The sequence below is a fragment of the Bacillus infantis NRRL B-14911 genome (genome assembly GCF_000473245.1).
Lineage (GTDB): Bacteria > Bacillota > Bacilli > Bacillales > Cytobacillaceae > Bacillus_AB > Bacillus_AB infantis.
In genome coordinates, this window is the sequence record NC_022524.1 from 1213783 (window position 1) to 1230888 (window position 17106).

Consider the following 17106-nt stretch of genomic DNA (forward strand, 5'->3'; position numbering starts at 1 on the left):
GGCACAAAGATGGAGGAGGAAGAAGTATGAAAGATTTATATCAAATGAATAGACTGTTTTTTTCAGGAAGCCGGAAAGTATATGTAAACGGCATCAGGGACGATATAAAGGTCCCGGTCAGGGAAATAATCCAGGAAAGCTCGAGGACTGCTATTGGAACAGAGGACAATCCGCCTGTTTGTGTATATGACACGAGCGGCCCTTATTCTGATCCTGATTTTGAGATAGATATAACGAAAGGTTTGCCCCGGGTAAGGGAAGGCTGGATTGAGGAGCGGAAGGATGCGGAAGCTTATCAAGGCAGAGTGCAGAAGCCGGAGGATAACGGGCTTCGGGCCGGGACCGAAGTTTCTTATGCAGACATTTTCCCGAATAAAGCCCCCTTCCCTCTCAAGGCAAAAGAGGGCAGGAATGTGACTCAGCTGCATTATGCCCGGAAAGGGATCATTACACCTGAAATGGAGTTCATCGCCATCAGGGAAAATCTGGATCCTGAATTCGTCAGGAGCGAGGTGGCAAGCGGAAGGGCGATCATTCCTGCCAATATCAATCACCCGGAGGCGGAACCGATGATCATCGGCCGCCATTTTCATGTGAAGGTCAATGCGAATATCGGCAATTCGGCTGTTTCTTCCTCCATCGCGGAAGAAGTGGAAAAAATGACCTGGGCAGTGCACTGGGGGGCAGATACGATTATGGATCTTTCGACCGGGAAGAACATCCATGAAACCCGTGAATGGGTCATCCGCAATTCTCCAGTTCCTGTTGGGACTGTACCGATTTATCAGGCACTTGAAAAGGTGAAGGGGATTGCCGGGGATCTGACCTGGGACATATACAGGGATACCTTGATAGAGCAGGCTGAACAGGGAGTGGATTATTTTACAATCCATGCAGGGGTGCTGCTCCGCTATATTCAGCTGACTGCCGAAAGGACGACAGGTATTGTATCCAGGGGAGGGTCGATCATGGCCCAATGGTGCCTCCAGCATCATAAAGAGAATTTCCTGTATACGCATTTTGAGGAAATCTGTGAAATTTTAAAAGCTTACGATATTTCCATCTCTCTCGGAGATGGGCTGCGTCCGGGTTCTATAGCAGATGCGAATGATGAGGCTCAATTTGCGGAGCTAGAAACGCTCGGAGAGTTAACTGAAATAGCCTGGAAGCATGATGTCCAGGTGATGATCGAGGGGCCGGGGCATGTTCCGATGCATAAGATCAAAGAAAATGTAGATAAGCAGATGGAAATTTGCAAGGAGGCGCCATTTTATACGCTTGGCCCACTGACGACAGATATAGCCCCGGGATATGATCATATTACATCCGCAATAGGAGCAGCGATGATCGGATGGTTTGGCACTAGTATGCTTTGCTATGTAACGCCAAAGGAGCATCTTGGGCTTCCGGATAAAAACGATGTCAGGGAAGGGGTCATTGCTTATAAAATTGCAGCTCATGCCGCAGATCTAGCCAAAGGCCATCCCGGTGCCCAGGTTCGGGACGATGCATTGTCAAAGGCCAGGTTCGATTTCAGGTGGAACGACCAGTTCAATTTATCCCTGGATCCTGAACGGGCGCGGGCATACCATGATGAAACCCTGCCGGCCGAGGGGGCAAAAACCGCCCATTTCTGTTCTATGTGCGGCCCTAAATTTTGTTCTATGCGCATTTCCAAGGATATCCGCCAGATGGCCAAAGGTCAGGGGAAAACCGTTTCAGAGGCAATTGAGGATACAATGGAGCAAAAAGCCGGGGAGTTTGCCAGCCGTGGCTCATCCATCTATTGAACATAGAAGAAATACTGAAGTTTGGAAAATGGAAGAGCAGATCCTCAATATGCAGCAAAAGATCCGGGGGCTGGAAAAGCAAATTTCAGAGATACAGAGAAGCTGCTCCCATATCTATTATGAGGCAGATGGATACAGGACCTGCACAAAATGCCGCAAGAGCGAATCGGTCCACTATTGAATAAGACAAAGGCTTGCCAGGATATCCCGGCAGGCCTTTGTCTATTCGCTGGACTGTTTTTCCATTTGCCTTTGTATGCTGCCGTAAGTAGGCAGATAAACAATGCCGATGCTCCATGCAGCAGCAGCCGTGAACTTCCAGCTTCCTGTCAGAGCCGAAATGATGATGAACAAAAGAAACAGGCCGGCAGAAATATATTTGAGTCTAATAAGTGCCGATTGAGGATTTTTATACAAGGGTAATCACTCCTAATGTTATTTGCTTCTTATACTCTCCGAAGATGCAAAAGGTTCAAAGCCTGATAACTTTTTGTAGAGGAACGTGCATTCGCTTTTTCCAGGTGATAAAATAGGAGAAAAGCGCTGAAAGGGAACATTATGAAGGAAATTACATTTATTCATGCAGCAGACCTGCATCTGGACAGCCCTATGCTCGGGCTTTCCAGCCTGCAGGATGATTTATTCGATAAAATTAAAGAAAGCACATTTGCCGCTCTGAAAAATATAGTGGATGCTGCCCTTGCAAGGAAGGTGGACTTTGTCATTCTGGCAGGAGATCTGTTTGACGGTGAAGACAGGAGCATAAAGGCACAGGCAAGGCTGCGAAAGGAAATGAACCGCCTTGCGGAAAAGAATATACCTGTTTACGCAGTCCATGGAAATCATGACCATTTTGAGGGCACCTGGTCCCACATCAGTCTGCCGGACAATGTACATATTTTCCCTCACCAGCCAAGTGAGGAAAGCTATACAGCACCAAATGGGACAACGGTCAGCCTGCATGGCTTCAGCTACCCGAGGAGGCATGTTTCCGAGAGGATGATCAGCCAGTATCCGGTTCGGGGAATGTCGGACTTCCATATCGGCATCCTGCATGGCAGCCTTGAAGGGGAGACCGGCCATGGCCGCTATGCCCCGTTTATTTTAAAAGAGCTGCTGGATAAGGAATACGACTACTGGGCTCTGGGCCATATCCATAAAAGAATGGTTCTGAATGCTGAGCCGCCGGTCATCTATCCGGGAAATACTCAGGGGCGCAGCCGGAAGGAAAGCGGGGCGAAAGGCTGCTACCATGTCACACTGAATGAAGCAGGGGCAGATTTTGAATTTCTTCAATGCCACAGCTTCCGCTGGGAGCAGAGAACAGTCGATATCAGCGGACTATCAGCATTTGATGAGGTCTACAGCAGGTGCCTTCAAGCTGTTGAAGAAGAGCGGAAGAATGGCGGTGTCATTCTTGAACTTTTCCTGGAGGGGGCATCACTCAGTCCGCAGGATATGAATGCTGTGGCCGGGGGTGAACTGCTCTCACTCCTTCAAGAGGAAGAGGTAGGGAATATGCCATTTGTATGGGTGAGCGCAGTTATAGCCGAAGAGCAGCAGAGCTGGGACAGAAATCAGCTGAGGGAAAAAGCAGATTTTTTCAGCGGGCTGTTTGCTGCTGCGGACGGGTTTGAAGATTTTGAAGAAAGCTTGGGAAGCCTTTACAGCCACCCGCTGGCAAGAAGGTATGCAGAAAGTATGGAGGAGGGGGAAAAGGCAGTGCTTTTAAAAGAAGCGGAAGAGATGCTGCTGGGGCTCCTTTACAAAAATGACTGAAAGGCAGCGCAGGGAAGGGGAACAGCTCTATGAAAATACTTGAAATCCATATATACGGCTACGGCAAACTTGAAGATGCTGTCTATTCCGGCATTGGAGATTTCCAGGTCTTCTTTGGCGAAAATGAAGCAGGCAAATCTACCATCATGTCTTTTATACACAGCATCCTGTTTGGCTTTCCCTCCAGGCAGCAGGCTGAGCTCAGATATGAACCGAAATTTGGGGCGAAATACGGAGGCAGGATCACAGCTTCCTTCCCTGGAAGGGGAAAAGCAGTCATCGAGCGGGTAAAAGGAAAATCAGCAGGAGATGTAAGTGTGGTGATGGAGACTGGGGAACGAGGAGGGGAAGAGCTCCTTGGCGAACTCCTTTCACATGTAGATAAAACGCTTTTCCAGGCCATTTTTTCATTCAATCTCCATGGGCTGCAGAATGTCCACTCCATGAAAAATGAAGAGCTGAGCAAATTCCTTTTTTCCGCCGGTGCTATAGGGTCTGATCGTCTGGCAGCTGCAGAAAACAAAATACAGAAAGAAATGGAAGGGCTTTTTAGGCCGGGCGGGAAAATCCCTGTTTTGAATGACCAGCTGAAAAAACTGAAGCAGCTGCATGCTGATCTTAAAAAAGCAGAACAGAAAAACGGACAATATTGGGCCATGGCGGCTGAGCGGAAGGCTGCTGCCGCGAGGATTGAAAGCCTGCGCAATGAAGCAGATGCATTAGGGGTCCGGCTCTATCAGCTGGAAGAGTGGATGCGTATGGGCCCGGTCCATAAAAAGGTGCAGCTTTTAAGGCAGGAAGCAGAAGCCGGTACAGGGGGGCGTTTTCCTCCGGGAGGGCTGGAGAAACTGGAGCAGCTGAACCAAAATGAAATCCCGCTGAAGGGAAGGGATGCGAGCCTTTCAGCCAGGCTTGCTGCCCTTAGGGAAGAGGCAGGGAAGATCAGCCCGGATCAGCTGGTCCTTGATCATGAAAAAGAGATCCTGTCACTTCACGAAAAGATGCCTGCATACGGACAGCTTGTCCAGCAGGCTAAGCAGGCTTCCTATAAAATCAGGAAGCTGGAGGAAGAGTCGGATCAATTGAAGGACAGGCTTCATCTGCGCTTGTCAGATGAAGAGCTGGAACAGGCAGATACAAGCATCTTCATGCAGGAAAAAACTGCTGAGGCACAGCGCAAAAAGCAGAGGCTTGCAGAAAAGCGTGCGGAGCTTGATGAACGCTTCTCGGAAGAAAAGGACAGGCTGGTCAGCTTGGAAGAGGAATTAAATCAGGTGAATGCCGCTCTCCTGCCCGATGAAGAGCTGGGAGAAATCCGCCGCCGGCTCGCGGGGGAATCTGATCCCGAGAGTCTTCTGAGAAAAAGGGAAGACCTTGAGGGAAGGTCAGCCTTCCTGAAGAATGCAATCCGGCATGACAAAGCATCGCAGCAAAAACAGCGTGCAGCAGTAAAGATTCAGGCGCTGATGGTTGCGCTCATCTGTGCCGGGCTGATTGCCTGGGGCCTGGCAGATAGCCAATGGGAGTTTATGCTTGCAGCTATACCAGGATTTGCTTTTATTGCCTGGCTTTTATTGAAAAAAGAAGACAACAGCCCATCGAGATTTCTAAAGGAAGAGCTTATTTCCATTGAGAAAAGCATGGAAGAACTGGATGAACGCATAAAAAGTCCGCAGGCGGAAGGGGCGTTTTACCTGAAAGAGCGGATTGAAAAGGACAGGCAGCTTAGGGAACGGCAGCTGCAGCTGAATGTCAGGCTGCAGCAGCAGAATGAGCAATATGATAAAGTCATTGCTGCTTTTGAAATATGGGAGGAAGAATCCGCCCTTGCAGACAGCCTTCTTGCAGAACTCGGCAGGCAGCTGTTCATTCCTGCTTCCTTGGCACAGTCCCATGTCCATGATGCTTTCATGCTGCTGGAAAAGCTAAAATCGGTCAGGCGTGAGCTCCGCCATGAAAAAGCGGAGGCAGCTGCTGCTGAGAAAGCAGCTGCTGAAATTGCTGGACTCGCCAATAGGCTTGCAGAGCTCATCCTAGAAGAAGCAGGAGGCAGTGTGCAGGAGACAGCCTTTACTTTGAAAAAACGGCTGCTGGAGGCTCAGGGCAAATGGAATGAGCTTAAAGCAAAGGAAGCAGCCATACAGGAGCTGAAAGAAGAGAAAGAGCAATGTGTTCGAGAGCTGGCTTACATCAGTGAAGAAAAAGAAAAGCTGTTCTTGACTGCTGAGGCAGACACAGAGGGGGATTTCATTGAAAAAGGGATTCATGCAGTAAAGCAGGAAGAGCTGCAGGAAGAAATCAGGCATCTGGACAGGCAGCTGAAGCTTTCTTCCTTAACGGAAAAGGAAAGGGTTGAGTTCTCTGCCATTCCTGCTCCTGAAGCGGAAATTGCACGCTGCAGAGAAACCCTGGACGATATCAAAAAAGAACTCCCTCAGCTTCAGGATAAAGTGGCATCGCTGAACCATGAAATTGCCATGATCGAGGAAGGCGGCTTATACAGCGACCTGCTGCATAGATTTTCCCTTGCAAAGAGCGAGTTCAATGAAGGGGCGAGAAAGTGGGCCAAATATGCATTGGCCAGAAAGCTCCTTGAGAATACCGCTGAAGCGTACAAGCAAGAATATATGCCGGAGATGCTGGGAAAGGCGGAAGAATTTCTTTCCGTACTGACAGGCGGGCACTATGTCCGCATCACTCCAAAAGAAGAGGGGGCAGGACTTCTCGTGGAGAAAGGCGATGGCACCCTTTTCGAAGCCAATGAACTCAGCCAGGCAACGGCTGAGCAGGTGTATGTTTCCATCAGGCTGGCCTTGGCGGCAGCCATCTATAAAAGATACTCATTCCCTATCATCATCGATGACAGCTTCGTCAATTTCGATCATGTAAGAACCAGGAGGATGATTGAGCTCCTGAGGGGTCTGAGGGGCCATCAGATATTGTTTTTTACCTGCCAAAGGCATCTGCTTGAACACTTTCATCCAGATGAGGCGGCAGACCTTCAGGGCAGGAAAGTACAGCTCGCTGATAATTGAAATCAGGCTCTCTTCTTATCAGTCACATCGGCATCAGTCCCTTGCACGCAAGGGGCTTTTTGCTGTGTTCCAATTCTGGACAGCGGATGCTGCATAAAATCCGGAGAGGGATTGCCCCTGCTCATAAATTGCCAGGGGAGACGAATCGTTCAGCCTGCTATACTGAATGCCTGGTATGTTATAATATTTTCATAGAAGGGAGCGTCGGTAGACCTATGAATAAGGGGATTATGAATTACGAGGTTGGAGAGCAGGCAGAGCTGTTCATGCTGATTAAAAGCTCGACGAAAGGAATTGCCAGCAATGGCAAACCATTCTTATCGCTCGTCTTCCAGGATCAGAGCGGCGATATAGAAGCAAAGCTCTGGGATGCTTCTGAAGAAGATGTTAAAAGCTACTCTCCTGAAACGATTGTTAAAGTTGCAGGCGATATCCAGAATTACCGGGGCCGGAGCCAATTGCGGATCCGCCAGATCCGGACGGCCTCACCATCTGATTCTGTCAAACTGGCAGACTTCCTGGAGACAGCACCGATCGGCACAGATGAAATGACCAGCAAAATTACACAGTATATATTCGAGATGAAGAATCCGAATATCCAGCGTATCACAAGGCATCTGATCAAAAAGCATAATGAGGCATTCCTTCATTATCCGGCAGCAACAAAGAACCATCATGAATTTGTTTCCGGACTGGCTTATCATGTCGTGAGCATGCTGGATCTGGCCAAGGCGATTTCAGGCCTTTATCCAAGCCTTGATAAGGATCTTTTGTATGCCGGGGTTATTCTCCATGATCTTGGAAAGGTAATTGAGCTTTCCGGGCCGATTTCGACTTCTTATACGGTGGAAGGAAATCTGCTAGGCCATATTACGATCATGGTGACTGAAATCGGCAAGGCTGCAGATGAACTGGGTATCTCAGGTGAAGAGGTGCTTGTGCTCCAGCATCTGGTCCTTTCCCATCATGGCAAAGCAGAATGGGGCAGCCCGAAGCCGCCGCTGATCAAAGAGGCGGAAATCCTCCATTATATAGATAATCTGGATGCAAAGATGAATATGATGGACAGGGCCTTGGAGAGAGTGAAGCCGGGAGAATATACAGAACGTGTATTTGCACTTGATAACCGTGCCTTCTATAAGCCGGTATTCCATAAATGATATCTGCAGTAAAATACCCCGTGCCAAAATGGCCGGGGTATTTTGATTGTGGTGCAATTTACCAAAAAAATAGGCGGAGTCCGGAAATCCTGTCATGCCGGCAATTGGAAAGTCCGGAAAAAATAAATAATTTTTTTAGAAATTATTACCATGTCATTATTGAACCAAATAATCCATAATATAACCATTATAGATAAAGGGGGAAATGTGAATGTTTAAAGCTGAAAGAGGATCAATGGAAGAGGCTTTGTATATTTTGCAGAATATTGGACTGCAGCTTAATGAATATGAAAAAACGAACTCAAACATTCCAGTGAAAAATTACAAGGAATTATTGGAATTCAGCATTTCCATTGCGAGGAAAACAACAGAAGTTTCTGAAACCATTGATGAAATGATCGGGGACATTGAATCCCAACTATAAAACTGCAGGCGGATTGAATTATGGACACTTTATTAGTATACAGTTAAGCAGCTGAACCTCAAATATGACGGTCAGCTGTTTTTTTGTATAAAAAGCAGCTTCGTACTTATATACCCTTAAGGGGAAAGGTTAAACCTGCAAATAGAATTTTATTTAAGCATATTTTAATTCTGACAGCCATATACATAAGCTACAAAGAAAAGATGGGACAGCCCTTCATGGAAAGGAGACAATAAAGCAATGATTCCAATTTGGGTATACCTGGTTGCAGCAGGGATTATCATAAGCGCCATAATGGCTGTAAAGACCGGGAAAGAAGAGCGCAGGGAAGAAAGGGAAGGAATAGAAAGTGAAGGTGAAATATACATGAAAAGGCTCGAGAGGGAGAAGGAAGAGCGGAAATCAGCTTCACGTTCTCTTTCGTGAAAAAAAAAGGCAGATCCATGGGATCTGCCTTTTCATCTGGATTATTATTGTGCAGCTGCCTCATTATCCAGGCTGCCTTCAAGGTCTTCATCCTTGAATTTCACGTTTGCATCTTTCAGTTCACGGTCCATTGCCGCTTGGATTTTTTCACCATCAAGCTTGGACACTTTTACTTCGTATTCCATTTTTTCCTTCATTTCCTCGAAGGATTTCTTTTCTTTTTTCTCGGTAGTCTGGATGATATGGTAGCCATGCTCAGTTTTAACCGGCTCGCTTATTTCATTTACATCCAGTGCGTAGGCTGCTTCTTCGAACTCAGGCACCATCTTGCCGGCACCGAACCAGCCAAGATCTCCTCCGTTTGCTGCAGAGCCTGGATCTTGTGAATATTCAGTAGCCAGGTCCTCAAATTTTGCACCTTCATCAAGCTTTTTCTTTACTTCCTTGGCCGTTTTTTCATCTTCCACAAGAATGTGGCGGGCCTTGATTTCAGGCTTATAGTTATCATAGTATTCTTTCACTTCTTTTTCAGTTGCCTCTACATCCTTGATGGCTGCCTTTTCCTGAAGAAGGCCGGTCTTGAATGTTTCCTTCAGATCTTCTTCATCTTCGTAGCCATACTGGGCCAATGCCATTTCAAAGTTTGCGCCAAGCTGCTGTTTAAGCTCATCGATTTTTTCATTAAGCTCTTCATCTGTAACTTTATACTTTTCAGACAATACCTTTTTATAAACAAGCTCCTGGATGGCCTGTTCGCCCACCTTGTCCTTCATTGCATTATATAGCTCGTCCTTTGTAATATCGCCTGCTTTTGTTTCAACTACAACTTCTGAGCTGTCTTCTGCATTGGAGCTGCATGCACTCAGACCGATAACCCCTGCAGCTATGGAAAGGGATAGCATCCATTTTTTCATGTTGAACACTCCTAAAGTTTTTTGAATTTGCTGTAATACACAACCATTACTATAACACATATTCCAATTAGAGCAAAAACAATATCTGAATCCTTTTAGAAATTCTTTCAAAAAATGGGTGTTTTGCCTATGCCGGATATTTCTCTCCGGACATAAGATATGGAGTAGAAAGGGAAAGTAAAAATCAAAATACATCAGCCCTTTCTTTCTATTAACAAGATCTTGGGGACTCCCGGTATAAGCCTGATGGGCCCCAATGTTCGTTGAATAGCATGAAGTAACAGCCTTAAAGGAGGTGTTACCGTGGGATACGCATATGGCGGTGGTTTCGCGTTGATTGTTGTTCTGTTCATCTTGTTAATTATTGTAGGTGCAGCCTGGCTGTAAGACTGCCTTAGTCCTTAAGGCATTTACGGTGAGCAATGCACTGTCCAATTATTGAAAGGGGGATTAATTATGTCCGGTGGAGCAGGTTACGGCGGAGGTTTCGCGTTGATTGTAGTCCTATTTATTCTCCTGATTATTATCGGGGCTTCCTGGCTGTAATAGCAGGCCTTCGTTTAAGCAAGAATATAAAATTAAAAGCGGTGGGGGAATCCCCACCGCTTTTAACCATTGTTTATTTTGCTGAAATCCTTGATCTGCAGGGCATGCCCCCGCCTGGCAATCTTCGCAGCATATGAAAGCTATATGTAGAATTATGCAAACAGCAGCTCCACGAAAGAGGATACCAAAAGGATCGTGATCAGGATATTGATGGTCCTGAACACCTTTGGCTGTTTCTCTTCAGGGATTTCCTTCTGCAGACAAAGGGAATTCGTCATCTTGTTGATATAGAACAATATGAAAATAGCAAACAGGATAAAAACGGAGATCATCTGACTATTCCCTCCTTGATGACAGACTTTTATATGATACATACAATAACAAAAAAAAGGCAAAAAAGATAGTAATAAGGACGGCCTGATCTGCTCATTATATTCAGCCGGGCCAGCTTATATGAAGGCTGTGTTAGTGTACCTTGCTGATTTTGGGCTCATGCGTGTGAAGCTTTATTTCGCGAAGCATGAGCCCAAAATCAACAGCAATGAGGGGATGCTTCCGTGAAATTAAAGAGGCAGCCTCTGCAGCTGCCTGTCTAATGCGCCCTGTAGACCAGGATCTCGATTCCCTCTTCATTTTCTTCTATATAGGCCTGCTGCGGAGCAGTGCATATATTTTTCATGCAGAGCATATCTGAGAAGCAAAGTCCTGCATGATATGCGAGCAGCATGGTAATATAATGTACATAATGAGGAAAGTGCCAGCAGGCCGCAAGCAGAATTCCGTTGATGATGACAAAAGGGGCCAATAAAGCGACGATGAATACCGTCTTTGAAATTGGTTCAGTCACCCTGACATGAATCAGCGGAATGCCGAGCCTGAATGAAACCTTCTTTTGCACCCTTTTTCCAAGATGGGCAACAGGGAGGAAGTGCAGCAGCTTATGAATGGGATATATCAGCCAAAAGCAGGCAATAAAAACAAAGAAATAATTATCGTAAAAAGAAGATTGCTCAAAATAATAAGATGCAGGCACGTATAGGAATATAAACGTTATGATCATGGTAATGGAAGACAGGATAAATATTCTCTGGGATCCATAGTCTTTTGTGTAATTGATCGTCTTCCAGCAGTTCATCGTATCAGCCTCCGAAGAGTATTCATGCGGTTTTTCTAAAAAACTCACAAGGGATACTTTACGATGATTAGAATAAAAAATCAATAATAAAAAAACGACATTTTTCACCAATTTGATTGTATAATTAGCTATGCGAAGAAAATGCATAAAATAGAACGGGCTATTCAAAGCGGGGACTCTTTCATGAATATCGGGGAACTATTAGAACGAATTGAAAAACTGGAATATCATCAGAAGCTTTTATTGATGATGGCTTCCGGGCAGACATTGCCATTCTACAGAATGGTTGTCGAAAAATCGCTGGATCAAAAAGAGGTAACACAATTCTTCTACCTTTGTGATAAACTGAGCAAAGAACTGGAAGAGCAAAAAGCGGAAGGGTTTGTTTACTTTCATCCGCTTTATACAGAATTTAAGCATAAGCTCCATCCATCTCTTAAACCTGAGATGGTGATCCCGGCCTGCCTCAGGCAGAACCTGTTCATGGATCTTATGTCCGAACTCAAAAAGTATCTGTAGTCTAAACGATTTCTTTCTCTGCGGTCTCTTTTTTCTTCAGCTTGCCTTCTTCATCCACAAATTCGCCTTCTATATTGGCAAAGGACTTTTCAAATATCTCCATAAAGTCATCTCCATAAATATTGCGGACGATCGCCATGACTTCAACAAAATCCGGAAACTTCCCGTACAGATCCCTCAAAGGCATTGCACCTGAAAAGACGGCGTTGGTTTCAGGCTCATAACTCTCCATCAGTTCAAGTAAAACGCTTTCACCCTTTTCAGTCAGCTGAATATACGTATTTCTTTTGTCAGTTTCTTTTTTTGAGAATTTCAGAAGGCCCCTTTCTTCGAGTTTTTTAGAGAAATTAAAGGCTGTCGACACATGCATAACACCGAACTTGGCCACATCAGAGATGGAGGCGCCGTTCAAATGGTACGCAATCCAGATGATATGGTGCTCGTTGATATTCAGGTCAAACGGCTTGATCCATTGCTGCCAGTCTTTCTCAATCGATTTCCATAAAGCCTTGCTGATTTGAGCTATCCGTTGGCTAAAAAGCATCGCTTCCTTCATTGAATAATGTTTTTCCGTCATCTATAAATCCACCTACTTTTTTATTCTCTATTATCATTATGCCAATAAAACAAAAATTAATAAAGGTATAAATATACAAAATTTTTAGAAAATCAGCCTAATAAATATTATATTAGGTGTTAAGGGGCATTACAGCAAGGGTTTATTATAAGAACTGCTAAAATAACAATTTTTATAATATATTACTTTTCTGCCTAAAATGAAAAAATCCTTCTTAAATTGAAGGATTTTTCTTCAAAAAAGAAGGATTTTTTATTATCTTTACTTAGACCCGGATTTTGAGCTTCTGATTGAATTTTCCAGCTCTGTCAATGACTGCTCGATTGATTGAAGATCTCTTTGCAGTTCCAGCTTTTGCGGGCGGATTGCGTTCTGCCAGTCAGAAACTGAGTGCTTAATATCAGATACAAATTCACCCAGGTGTGATTTCCCCTGGATCGAAGCATAGGAAGCGGATCTTTTCAGTTCCATGAAATCTGTCTTGAGCTCCGCCAGCTGGCTGCCGACTGCTTCTTTATTGTCTTTGATCATCTTCCGGGTGTCCTTGCCTGAGGCTGGAGCAGACAGCAATGTGCTGATGCCGGCCGCCGTTCCTCCGATCAGGAATCCCAGCAATAAGGATTTGGCTTTCATCAATTATCACCTCTGAGTTTCTTTTTATATCAATTCTGCATTTTACAACATATTCCTCTATGGTCAGGCTATTATGTTACTTTTCCTTTATCACAACTTCTCATTGTTTAAACATGGCCGGGGCATTTGTTCATAGGGATCTCTTATCCTGAATAAAGATAAAATAGCGGGTATTTCACCGGAAGGGGCGGTTGTATGAACGGAGCGGCATCACTGTTATTTGCCTTGTGCGGGGTTTTGTTCCTTGGGGCGGTGTATTATATGCTGGCTTCCAAAAAGCCTGGCGTATATCCTCCTAAATCGATTCAAAAGAAAAGGGCAGGGGCGCTTGCGGGGGCGGGAGCTGTTTTCTTTCTGCTGGCTTTTATTTTGACTGGATTTTCCTAATGAAAAATGCTCGGAAAAGGTTTTTGAACACTTAACTGCATCCAATCTTAAGATTAAATTCTAAGGCTACTGGTTGGAACGTGGCTGTTAATTTCCGTTCCGGGCACTTCGCTTTCCGCGGTCGGAGTTGAGCCTCCTCACCGCAAGCGGCTGCGGGGTCTCAACTCTTCCGCTATTTCCCGCAGGAGTCTACGTGCCCTGCACTCCAATTAACAGGGGTTTTAAAATTTTATTGTATCTGTAATATTCATGGTAGGTAATTAAATTGACTACGCGTGTGTAAACACATCAAAAAGAAAAAGGGAAACGGAAGATAAAATATCATCCATAACCCTTTTTCTTTTCTCTATTTCAAGAGAGGTTTTATGTGTGGCTTGCTGTCAGTTTTGTTCTTTTGATGATGCTCATGGCAACCGGGTAAAGGATGATCATCGCAACTGTATTGACAGCCGCTGCAGGAAGGACCACAGCCACGAACAATGCGGCAAAGGTTCCCGGCAATCCTGCAATCAAAAGAGCGGAAGTCAGGAACACTGCTCCTGAAATAATGGTGCCGGCAGCAGTCAGGACCGCTGCTGAAACTACTGAACCATTAAACTTCTTGACTGCTAAAAACAAACCGAAAAATACAAAAGCAGTGATAGGCTTATCGATGATGTTTGGGATCTGTCCTGCAGGAAAAGTAGTCGTCAGGGCGGAAATCAGTCCTGTCGCAAGGCCCAGCAAAAGCACACTTTTCTTTTCAGGAAAAAGGATAATCCCGAGGAACATCATGGTGAGCATCATGTCAGGTTTCATTCCCAGGAAAAATCCCGGAACAACGGCATGAAGGACGGCACCCATTCCGATAAGCAATGATAAAGCAACTAAATTCTTTGTATTCAATTCTAACCTCTCCTCTTCTCAGCTATTCTCGCTCTTTCTCTTCCTGCAGTGCACTCTTGCCTGCAGCGAAAAGTTACTCGTATTATACCACACTATCAATTAAGATGAAACGGAATATGTTTCTGTTCAGTTATTATTTTTGAATTTTCTCATAAATTCAGCTAATTTCTCAGCATGTTCAAGCGGGACGGCGTTATAGATGGATGCCCGGCAGCCGCCGATTGATCTGTGGCCATTCAGTCCCACGAATCCCGCTTCTTTGGCTGCATGGAGAAATTGGCCTGCAGCTTCTTCAGTATGAAGGTTAAATGTGATATTCATTTGAGAGCGGCTGTCCTTTCTGCTGTGCCCCTGATAAAATCCTTCGCTGTCATCGATGCTGCTGTATATCAGCTCTGCTTTCTGTTTGTTCCTTTCAGCGATAGCGGCAAGCCCGCCTTCTTTTTCCACCCACTCGAGCACCAGCATCAGCATATAAATGGCAAGCGTCGGAGGTGTATTATAAAGAGATTGACTCTTGCTGTGGGTGAAATAGTCGAGCATGACGGGAAGGTCCCCGCGCGGTCCTGAAAGCAGGCTTTTTTTCAAAATCACTACAGTTACGCCTGATGGGCCTAAATTCTTTTGGGCCCCGGCATAGATGATATCGAATTTGCTTACATCTATTTCTCTGCTCATGATGTCGCTTGACATATCGGCAGCAAGAGGGACATTTGTTTCAGGAAAATCCTGCCACTGTGTACCGTAAATTGTGTTGTTGCTCGTAAGGTGGAGATATGCAGCGTCTTTCAGGTCAGCCAGGCCTGAAAGCTCTGGTATATAACGGTATGTATCTTCTTTGCTGGATGCAGCTGATGCTGTTTTGCCGATTTTGGCAGCTTCCTTCATGGCTTTTTCAGCCCATGAACCTGTCAGTGCGTAATAGCCTGTTTTGCCCTCTGCCAAAAGATTCATCGGCAGCATGGTAAATTGAAGACTGGCCCCTCCCTGGAGAAAGAGGACCTCATAATCATCCGGCACACCAAGAAGCCGCCGAAGCAGAGTTTTCGCCCCTTCATGCACCTCCTCATATTCCCGGCTCCTGTGGCTGAGCTCCATCACACCCATTCCTGTTCCATTAAAATTAAGCCAGTTCCGCTGTGCCTCCTCCAGTACAGAAAGAGGGAGGGCGGCCGGACCGGCATTGAAATTCAATGCACGCTTCATTATCTTACCTCCCTATAGTGCTTTAAAGAATAAAAACTTTATTCCATCCTATCAGAAACAGAACGAAAGTAAACAAAAAAGTGGGAATGTTTTAAAAATGATAAAAAGGAATACTTTACAGTTGTTTTATCAGTCTGAATTTTGAGGCACATTTTGAATCAAAAGGGTATCAGGTAAGGGGCCCCCTTAAAAATGAGCAGCCTCGCCAGTGCCTCCTAAAACCGGCCCGGTCCACAAAAAAATCCGCACTCAGCCAGTTTCAGCTTTAGTACGGATTTTTTTCCTGCTATTACAGATGGCTGCTGATGCCTCCAGCAATCTGCTTCAAATCCTCAGGAGAGTATTCATCCTGGTGGGTTTTCCAGACAGCGCCGAAACCGTCGCCTTTTCCATAGCGCGGGATGAGATGCAGATGGAAATGGAATACCGACTGTCCTGCTGCTTCGCCATTGTTATTCAATGTATTGAGCCCAATCGGGTCAAATTCTTCTTTGATGGCGCTGGCGATGGCAGGAACCGACTCATATAGCCGTGCCGCGATTTCGGGAGTCAGCTCGTAAAGATTTTCTTTATGTACTTTCGGGACGACAAGTGTATGGCCTTTTGTTACCTGACTGATGTCAAGGAAAGCATATACATGTTCATTTTCATAAACTTTCGCTGAGGGAATTTCCCCATTGATGATTTTGCAAAAAATACAATCCTGCATAATGGCACCTGCCCTTTCTTTTTCTCAATATTTTACCATACCAGGGGATGTGAGGAGAAATCATCCGCCAATTTTGCCGGCAAAGGAAAGATTAAAGGAGAATGAGGGAGGATGGCGAACTTACAAAGTACTGTATATATGGAAGGAGAATCAGGGTGGGTTCAAGAATCATGCATCTGCTGGTAGCTGATATGGCTGCTGAAAAATTAAAGATTAGGGATAAGGCTTCCTTTTTGCTCGGAGGGATTGCACCTGATGCTGTTTCGCCAAAGGAGCTTTCGCATTTTTACACAGGGGAGACTGAGGATTTTACTAGGTCGATTGATTATGAAGCTTTCCTTGAAAAGTACCGGCATGCAAGCAATCATGCCTATATCCTTGGATATTATGCGCATCTGATTGCCGATGATTTGTGGCTTAAAGGCTTTTATCTGCCATGGCTGAGAAATAGAATGGATCAGGACGAACGGATCTTGAAGCTATACCATGCGGATTTTGGGCTCCTTAATGGGAAGCTGCTTGCTGCTTACGGGAGCCGCAGCCTTGCTGCGTTACTGAATGAGAATAGGGGAATGCCTGATTTGGAGGAAGTGCCGTCCCATGCCGTTAGTGATTTTGTCCCGCATTGCCTTGCTGATATGGAGTACGGTGAGGATGCACTGAATGCGCCGCTAAAGGTGTTCACTTTTGACCAGATTGCAGGTTATGTGGGAACAGCTGCTGAGCTTGCCTGCCTGAAAATCGAACAGGCTGCCGCCCGGCTTTGAGAAGCTGCTGATTTTTTTGCAGACCAGATGCAGGTTTGCGGGCCAAACATCACAAAGAAAGCAGGACCCGGTGCGGATCCTGCTCCTTCTGAAGGGGAAATCACTTCGCTGAAACGTTCTATTACAGGTTATTCTCTGCGACAAACACCTCATTTTTTAAAATGGTCAGTGCTTAGTGAGAGATCTGATCCTTGTTCAAGCGTACCATCCCCTT

20 protein-coding genes are annotated in these 17106 nt (G+C 45.4%); 11 read left to right on the forward strand and 9 right to left on the reverse strand.

Annotation, left to right across the window (positions count from 1 at the left end; translation table 11 throughout):
- Nucleotides 1-26: 26 nt before the first annotated feature.
- On the forward strand, nucleotides 27-1790 hold the full coding sequence (gene thiC, locus N288_RS06320; RefSeq protein ID WP_022543563.1) for a phosphomethylpyrimidine synthase ThiC: 1764 nt from the start codon (nucleotides 27-29) through the stop codon (nucleotides 1788-1790).
- Between the two features lie 222 nt (nucleotides 1791-2012).
- Here the strand turns inward: thiC and N288_RS06325 are convergent, their stop codons facing one another.
- On the reverse strand, nucleotides 2013-2207 hold the full coding sequence (locus N288_RS06325; protein WP_009793923.1) for a hypothetical protein: 195 nt from the start codon (nucleotides 2205-2207) through the stop codon (nucleotides 2013-2015).
- Between the two features lie 141 nt (nucleotides 2208-2348).
- On the opposite strand from N288_RS06325, the gene N288_RS06330 reads away from it, so the two are divergent.
- The 5 genes from N288_RS06330 to N288_RS06350 all read left to right on the forward strand — a co-directional run bounded on the left by N288_RS06330 (nucleotide 2349) and on the right by N288_RS06350 (nucleotide 8614).
- Entirely contained in the window at nucleotides 2349-3569 is a 1221-nt protein-coding gene (locus tag N288_RS06330) for a metallophosphoesterase family protein (protein WP_009793922.1), read from the forward strand.
- Nucleotides 3570-3598: 29 nt separating this feature from the next.
- On the forward strand, nucleotides 3599-6604 hold the full coding sequence (locus N288_RS06335) for an AAA family ATPase (protein ID WP_009793921.1): 3006 nt from the start codon (nucleotides 3599-3601) through the stop codon (nucleotides 6602-6604).
- 215 nt (nucleotides 6605-6819) lie between these two features.
- Complete coding sequence (gene yhaM / locus N288_RS06340; protein WP_009793918.1) at nucleotides 6820-7764, forward strand: 3'-5' exoribonuclease YhaM; 945 nt, start codon at nucleotides 6820-6822, stop codon at nucleotides 7762-7764.
- A 211-nt stretch (nucleotides 7765-7975) separates the two neighbouring features.
- Entirely contained in the window at nucleotides 7976-8188 is a 213-nt protein-coding gene (locus N288_RS06345) for a hypothetical protein (RefSeq protein ID WP_009793917.1), read from the forward strand.
- Between the two features lie 240 nt (nucleotides 8189-8428).
- On the forward strand, nucleotides 8429-8614 hold the full coding sequence (locus N288_RS06350) for a sporulation YhaL family protein (RefSeq protein WP_009793916.1): 186 nt from the start codon (nucleotides 8429-8431) through the stop codon (nucleotides 8612-8614).
- Nucleotides 8615-8658: 44 nt separating this feature from the next.
- Here the strand turns inward: N288_RS06350 and N288_RS06355 are convergent, their stop codons facing one another.
- Nucleotides 8659-9528, reverse strand: a complete 870-nt coding sequence (locus N288_RS06355) for a peptidylprolyl isomerase (protein ID WP_009793915.1) — start codon at nucleotides 9526-9528, stop codon at nucleotides 8659-8661.
- Between the two features lie 303 nt (nucleotides 9529-9831).
- Here N288_RS06355 and N288_RS06360 point away from each other — a divergent pair, with 303 nt between their 5' ends.
- Together N288_RS06360 and N288_RS06365 are read left to right on the forward strand one after the other, a co-directional pair.
- Complete coding sequence (locus N288_RS06360; protein WP_022543564.1) at nucleotides 9832-9915, forward strand: YjcZ family sporulation protein; 84 nt, start codon at nucleotides 9832-9834, stop codon at nucleotides 9913-9915.
- A gap of 69 nt (nucleotides 9916-9984) precedes the next feature.
- A complete protein-coding gene (locus tag N288_RS06365; protein ID WP_022543565.1) occupies nucleotides 9985-10074 on the forward strand; it encodes a YjcZ family sporulation protein in 90 nt (29 codons plus the stop codon).
- A 152-nt stretch (nucleotides 10075-10226) separates the two neighbouring features.
- On the opposite strand, the gene N288_RS06370 is transcribed toward N288_RS06365, so the two are convergent.
- Nucleotides 10227-10406, reverse strand: coding sequence for a hypothetical protein (locus N288_RS06370; protein WP_009793914.1), 180 nt, complete (start codon nucleotides 10404-10406; stop codon nucleotides 10227-10229).
- Nucleotides 10407-10666: 260 nt separating this feature from the next.
- A complete protein-coding gene (locus N288_RS06375; RefSeq protein ID WP_022543567.1) occupies nucleotides 10667-11209 on the reverse strand; it encodes a DUF3267 domain-containing protein in 543 nt (180 codons plus the stop codon).
- Between the two features lie 183 nt (nucleotides 11210-11392).
- Between N288_RS06375 and N288_RS06380 the strand changes: the two genes are divergently transcribed.
- A complete protein-coding gene (locus N288_RS06380; RefSeq protein ID WP_022543568.1) occupies nucleotides 11393-11728 on the forward strand; it encodes a YhaI family protein in 336 nt (111 codons plus the stop codon).
- 1 nt (nucleotide 11729) lies between these two features.
- Here N288_RS06380 and N288_RS06385 read toward each other — a convergent pair whose 3' ends face one another.
- Nucleotides 11730-12305 (reverse strand): HTH-type transcriptional regulator Hpr, encoded by a 576-nt coding sequence (locus N288_RS06385; protein WP_009793979.1) that lies wholly within the window; start codon nucleotides 12303-12305, stop codon nucleotides 11730-11732.
- 261 nt (nucleotides 12306-12566) lie between these two features.
- A complete protein-coding gene (locus tag N288_RS06390) occupies nucleotides 12567-12938 on the reverse strand; it encodes a YtxH domain-containing protein (protein ID WP_009793978.1) in 372 nt (123 codons plus the stop codon).
- A gap of 195 nt (nucleotides 12939-13133) precedes the next feature.
- Between N288_RS06390 and N288_RS06395 the strand changes: the two genes are divergently transcribed.
- Nucleotides 13134-13325, forward strand: coding sequence for a hypothetical protein (locus N288_RS06395; RefSeq protein WP_009793977.1), 192 nt, complete (start codon nucleotides 13134-13136; stop codon nucleotides 13323-13325).
- 363 nt (nucleotides 13326-13688) lie between these two features.
- Here N288_RS06395 and N288_RS06400 read toward each other — a convergent pair whose 3' ends face one another.
- The 3 genes from N288_RS06400 to N288_RS06410 form a co-directional block, all read right to left on the reverse strand.
- Nucleotides 13689-14210 carry a tryptophan transporter gene (locus tag N288_RS06400; protein ID WP_009793976.1) on the reverse strand — a complete coding sequence of 174 codons (522 nt, stop codon included), beginning with the start codon at nucleotides 14208-14210 and terminating at the stop codon, nucleotides 13689-13691.
- A gap of 126 nt (nucleotides 14211-14336) precedes the next feature.
- Nucleotides 14337-15416, reverse strand: a complete 1080-nt coding sequence (gene serC / locus N288_RS06405; protein ID WP_009793975.1) for a 3-phosphoserine/phosphohydroxythreonine transaminase — start codon at nucleotides 15414-15416, stop codon at nucleotides 14337-14339.
- A 289-nt stretch (nucleotides 15417-15705) separates the two neighbouring features.
- Nucleotides 15706-16125 (reverse strand): HIT family protein, encoded by a 420-nt coding sequence (locus N288_RS06410; RefSeq protein ID WP_009793974.1) that lies wholly within the window; start codon nucleotides 16123-16125, stop codon nucleotides 15706-15708.
- A 155-nt stretch (nucleotides 16126-16280) separates the two neighbouring features.
- On the opposite strand from N288_RS06410, the gene N288_RS06415 reads away from it, so the two are divergent.
- Entirely contained in the window at nucleotides 16281-16892 is a 612-nt protein-coding gene (locus tag N288_RS06415; protein WP_022543569.1) for a zinc dependent phospholipase C family protein, read from the forward strand.
- The last annotated feature ends 214 nt before the right edge of the window (nucleotides 16893-17106 follow it).

Excerpts from the sequence above, each read along its gene's own strand:
- thiC (WP_022543563.1), top strand. The coding sequence starts at position 27 with ATGAAAGATTTATATCAAATGAATAGACTGTTTTTTTCAGGAAGCCGG.
- N288_RS06330 (WP_009793922.1), top strand. The coding sequence starts at position 2,349 with ATGAAGGAAATTACATTTATTCATGCAGCAGACCTGCATCTGGACAGC.
- N288_RS06335 (WP_009793921.1), top strand. The coding sequence starts at position 3,599 with ATGAAAATACTTGAAATCCATATATACGGCTACGGCAAACTTGAAGAT.
- yhaM (WP_009793918.1), top strand. The coding sequence starts at position 6,820 with ATGAATAAGGGGATTATGAATTACGAGGTTGGAGAGCAGGCAGAGCTG.
- N288_RS06345 (WP_009793917.1), top strand. The coding sequence starts at position 7,976 with ATGTTTAAAGCTGAAAGAGGATCAATGGAAGAGGCTTTGTATATTTTG.
- N288_RS06350 (WP_009793916.1), top strand. The coding sequence starts at position 8,429 with ATGATTCCAATTTGGGTATACCTGGTTGCAGCAGGGATTATCATAAGC.
- N288_RS06355 (WP_009793915.1), bottom strand. The coding sequence starts at position 9,528 with ATGAAAAAATGGATGCTATCCCTTTCCATAGCTGCAGGGGTTATCGGT.
- N288_RS06365 (WP_022543565.1), top strand. The coding sequence starts at position 9,985 with ATGTCCGGTGGAGCAGGTTACGGCGGAGGTTTCGCGTTGATTGTAGTC.
- N288_RS06370 (WP_009793914.1), bottom strand. The coding sequence starts at position 10,406 with ATGATCTCCGTTTTTATCCTGTTTGCTATTTTCATATTGTTCTATATC.
- N288_RS06375 (WP_022543567.1), bottom strand. The coding sequence starts at position 11,209 with ATGAACTGCTGGAAGACGATCAATTACACAAAAGACTATGGATCCCAG.
- N288_RS06380 (WP_022543568.1), top strand. The coding sequence starts at position 11,393 with ATGAATATCGGGGAACTATTAGAACGAATTGAAAAACTGGAATATCAT.
- N288_RS06385 (WP_009793979.1), bottom strand. The coding sequence starts at position 12,305 with ATGACGGAAAAACATTATTCAATGAAGGAAGCGATGCTTTTTAGCCAA.
- N288_RS06390 (WP_009793978.1), bottom strand. The coding sequence starts at position 12,938 with ATGAAAGCCAAATCCTTATTGCTGGGATTCCTGATCGGAGGAACGGCG.
- N288_RS06395 (WP_009793977.1), top strand. The coding sequence starts at position 13,134 with ATGAACGGAGCGGCATCACTGTTATTTGCCTTGTGCGGGGTTTTGTTC.
- serC (WP_009793975.1), bottom strand. The coding sequence starts at position 15,416 with ATGAAGCGTGCATTGAATTTCAATGCCGGTCCGGCCGCCCTCCCTCTT.
- N288_RS06410 (WP_009793974.1), bottom strand. The coding sequence starts at position 16,125 with ATGCAGGATTGTATTTTTTGCAAAATCATCAATGGGGAAATTCCCTCA.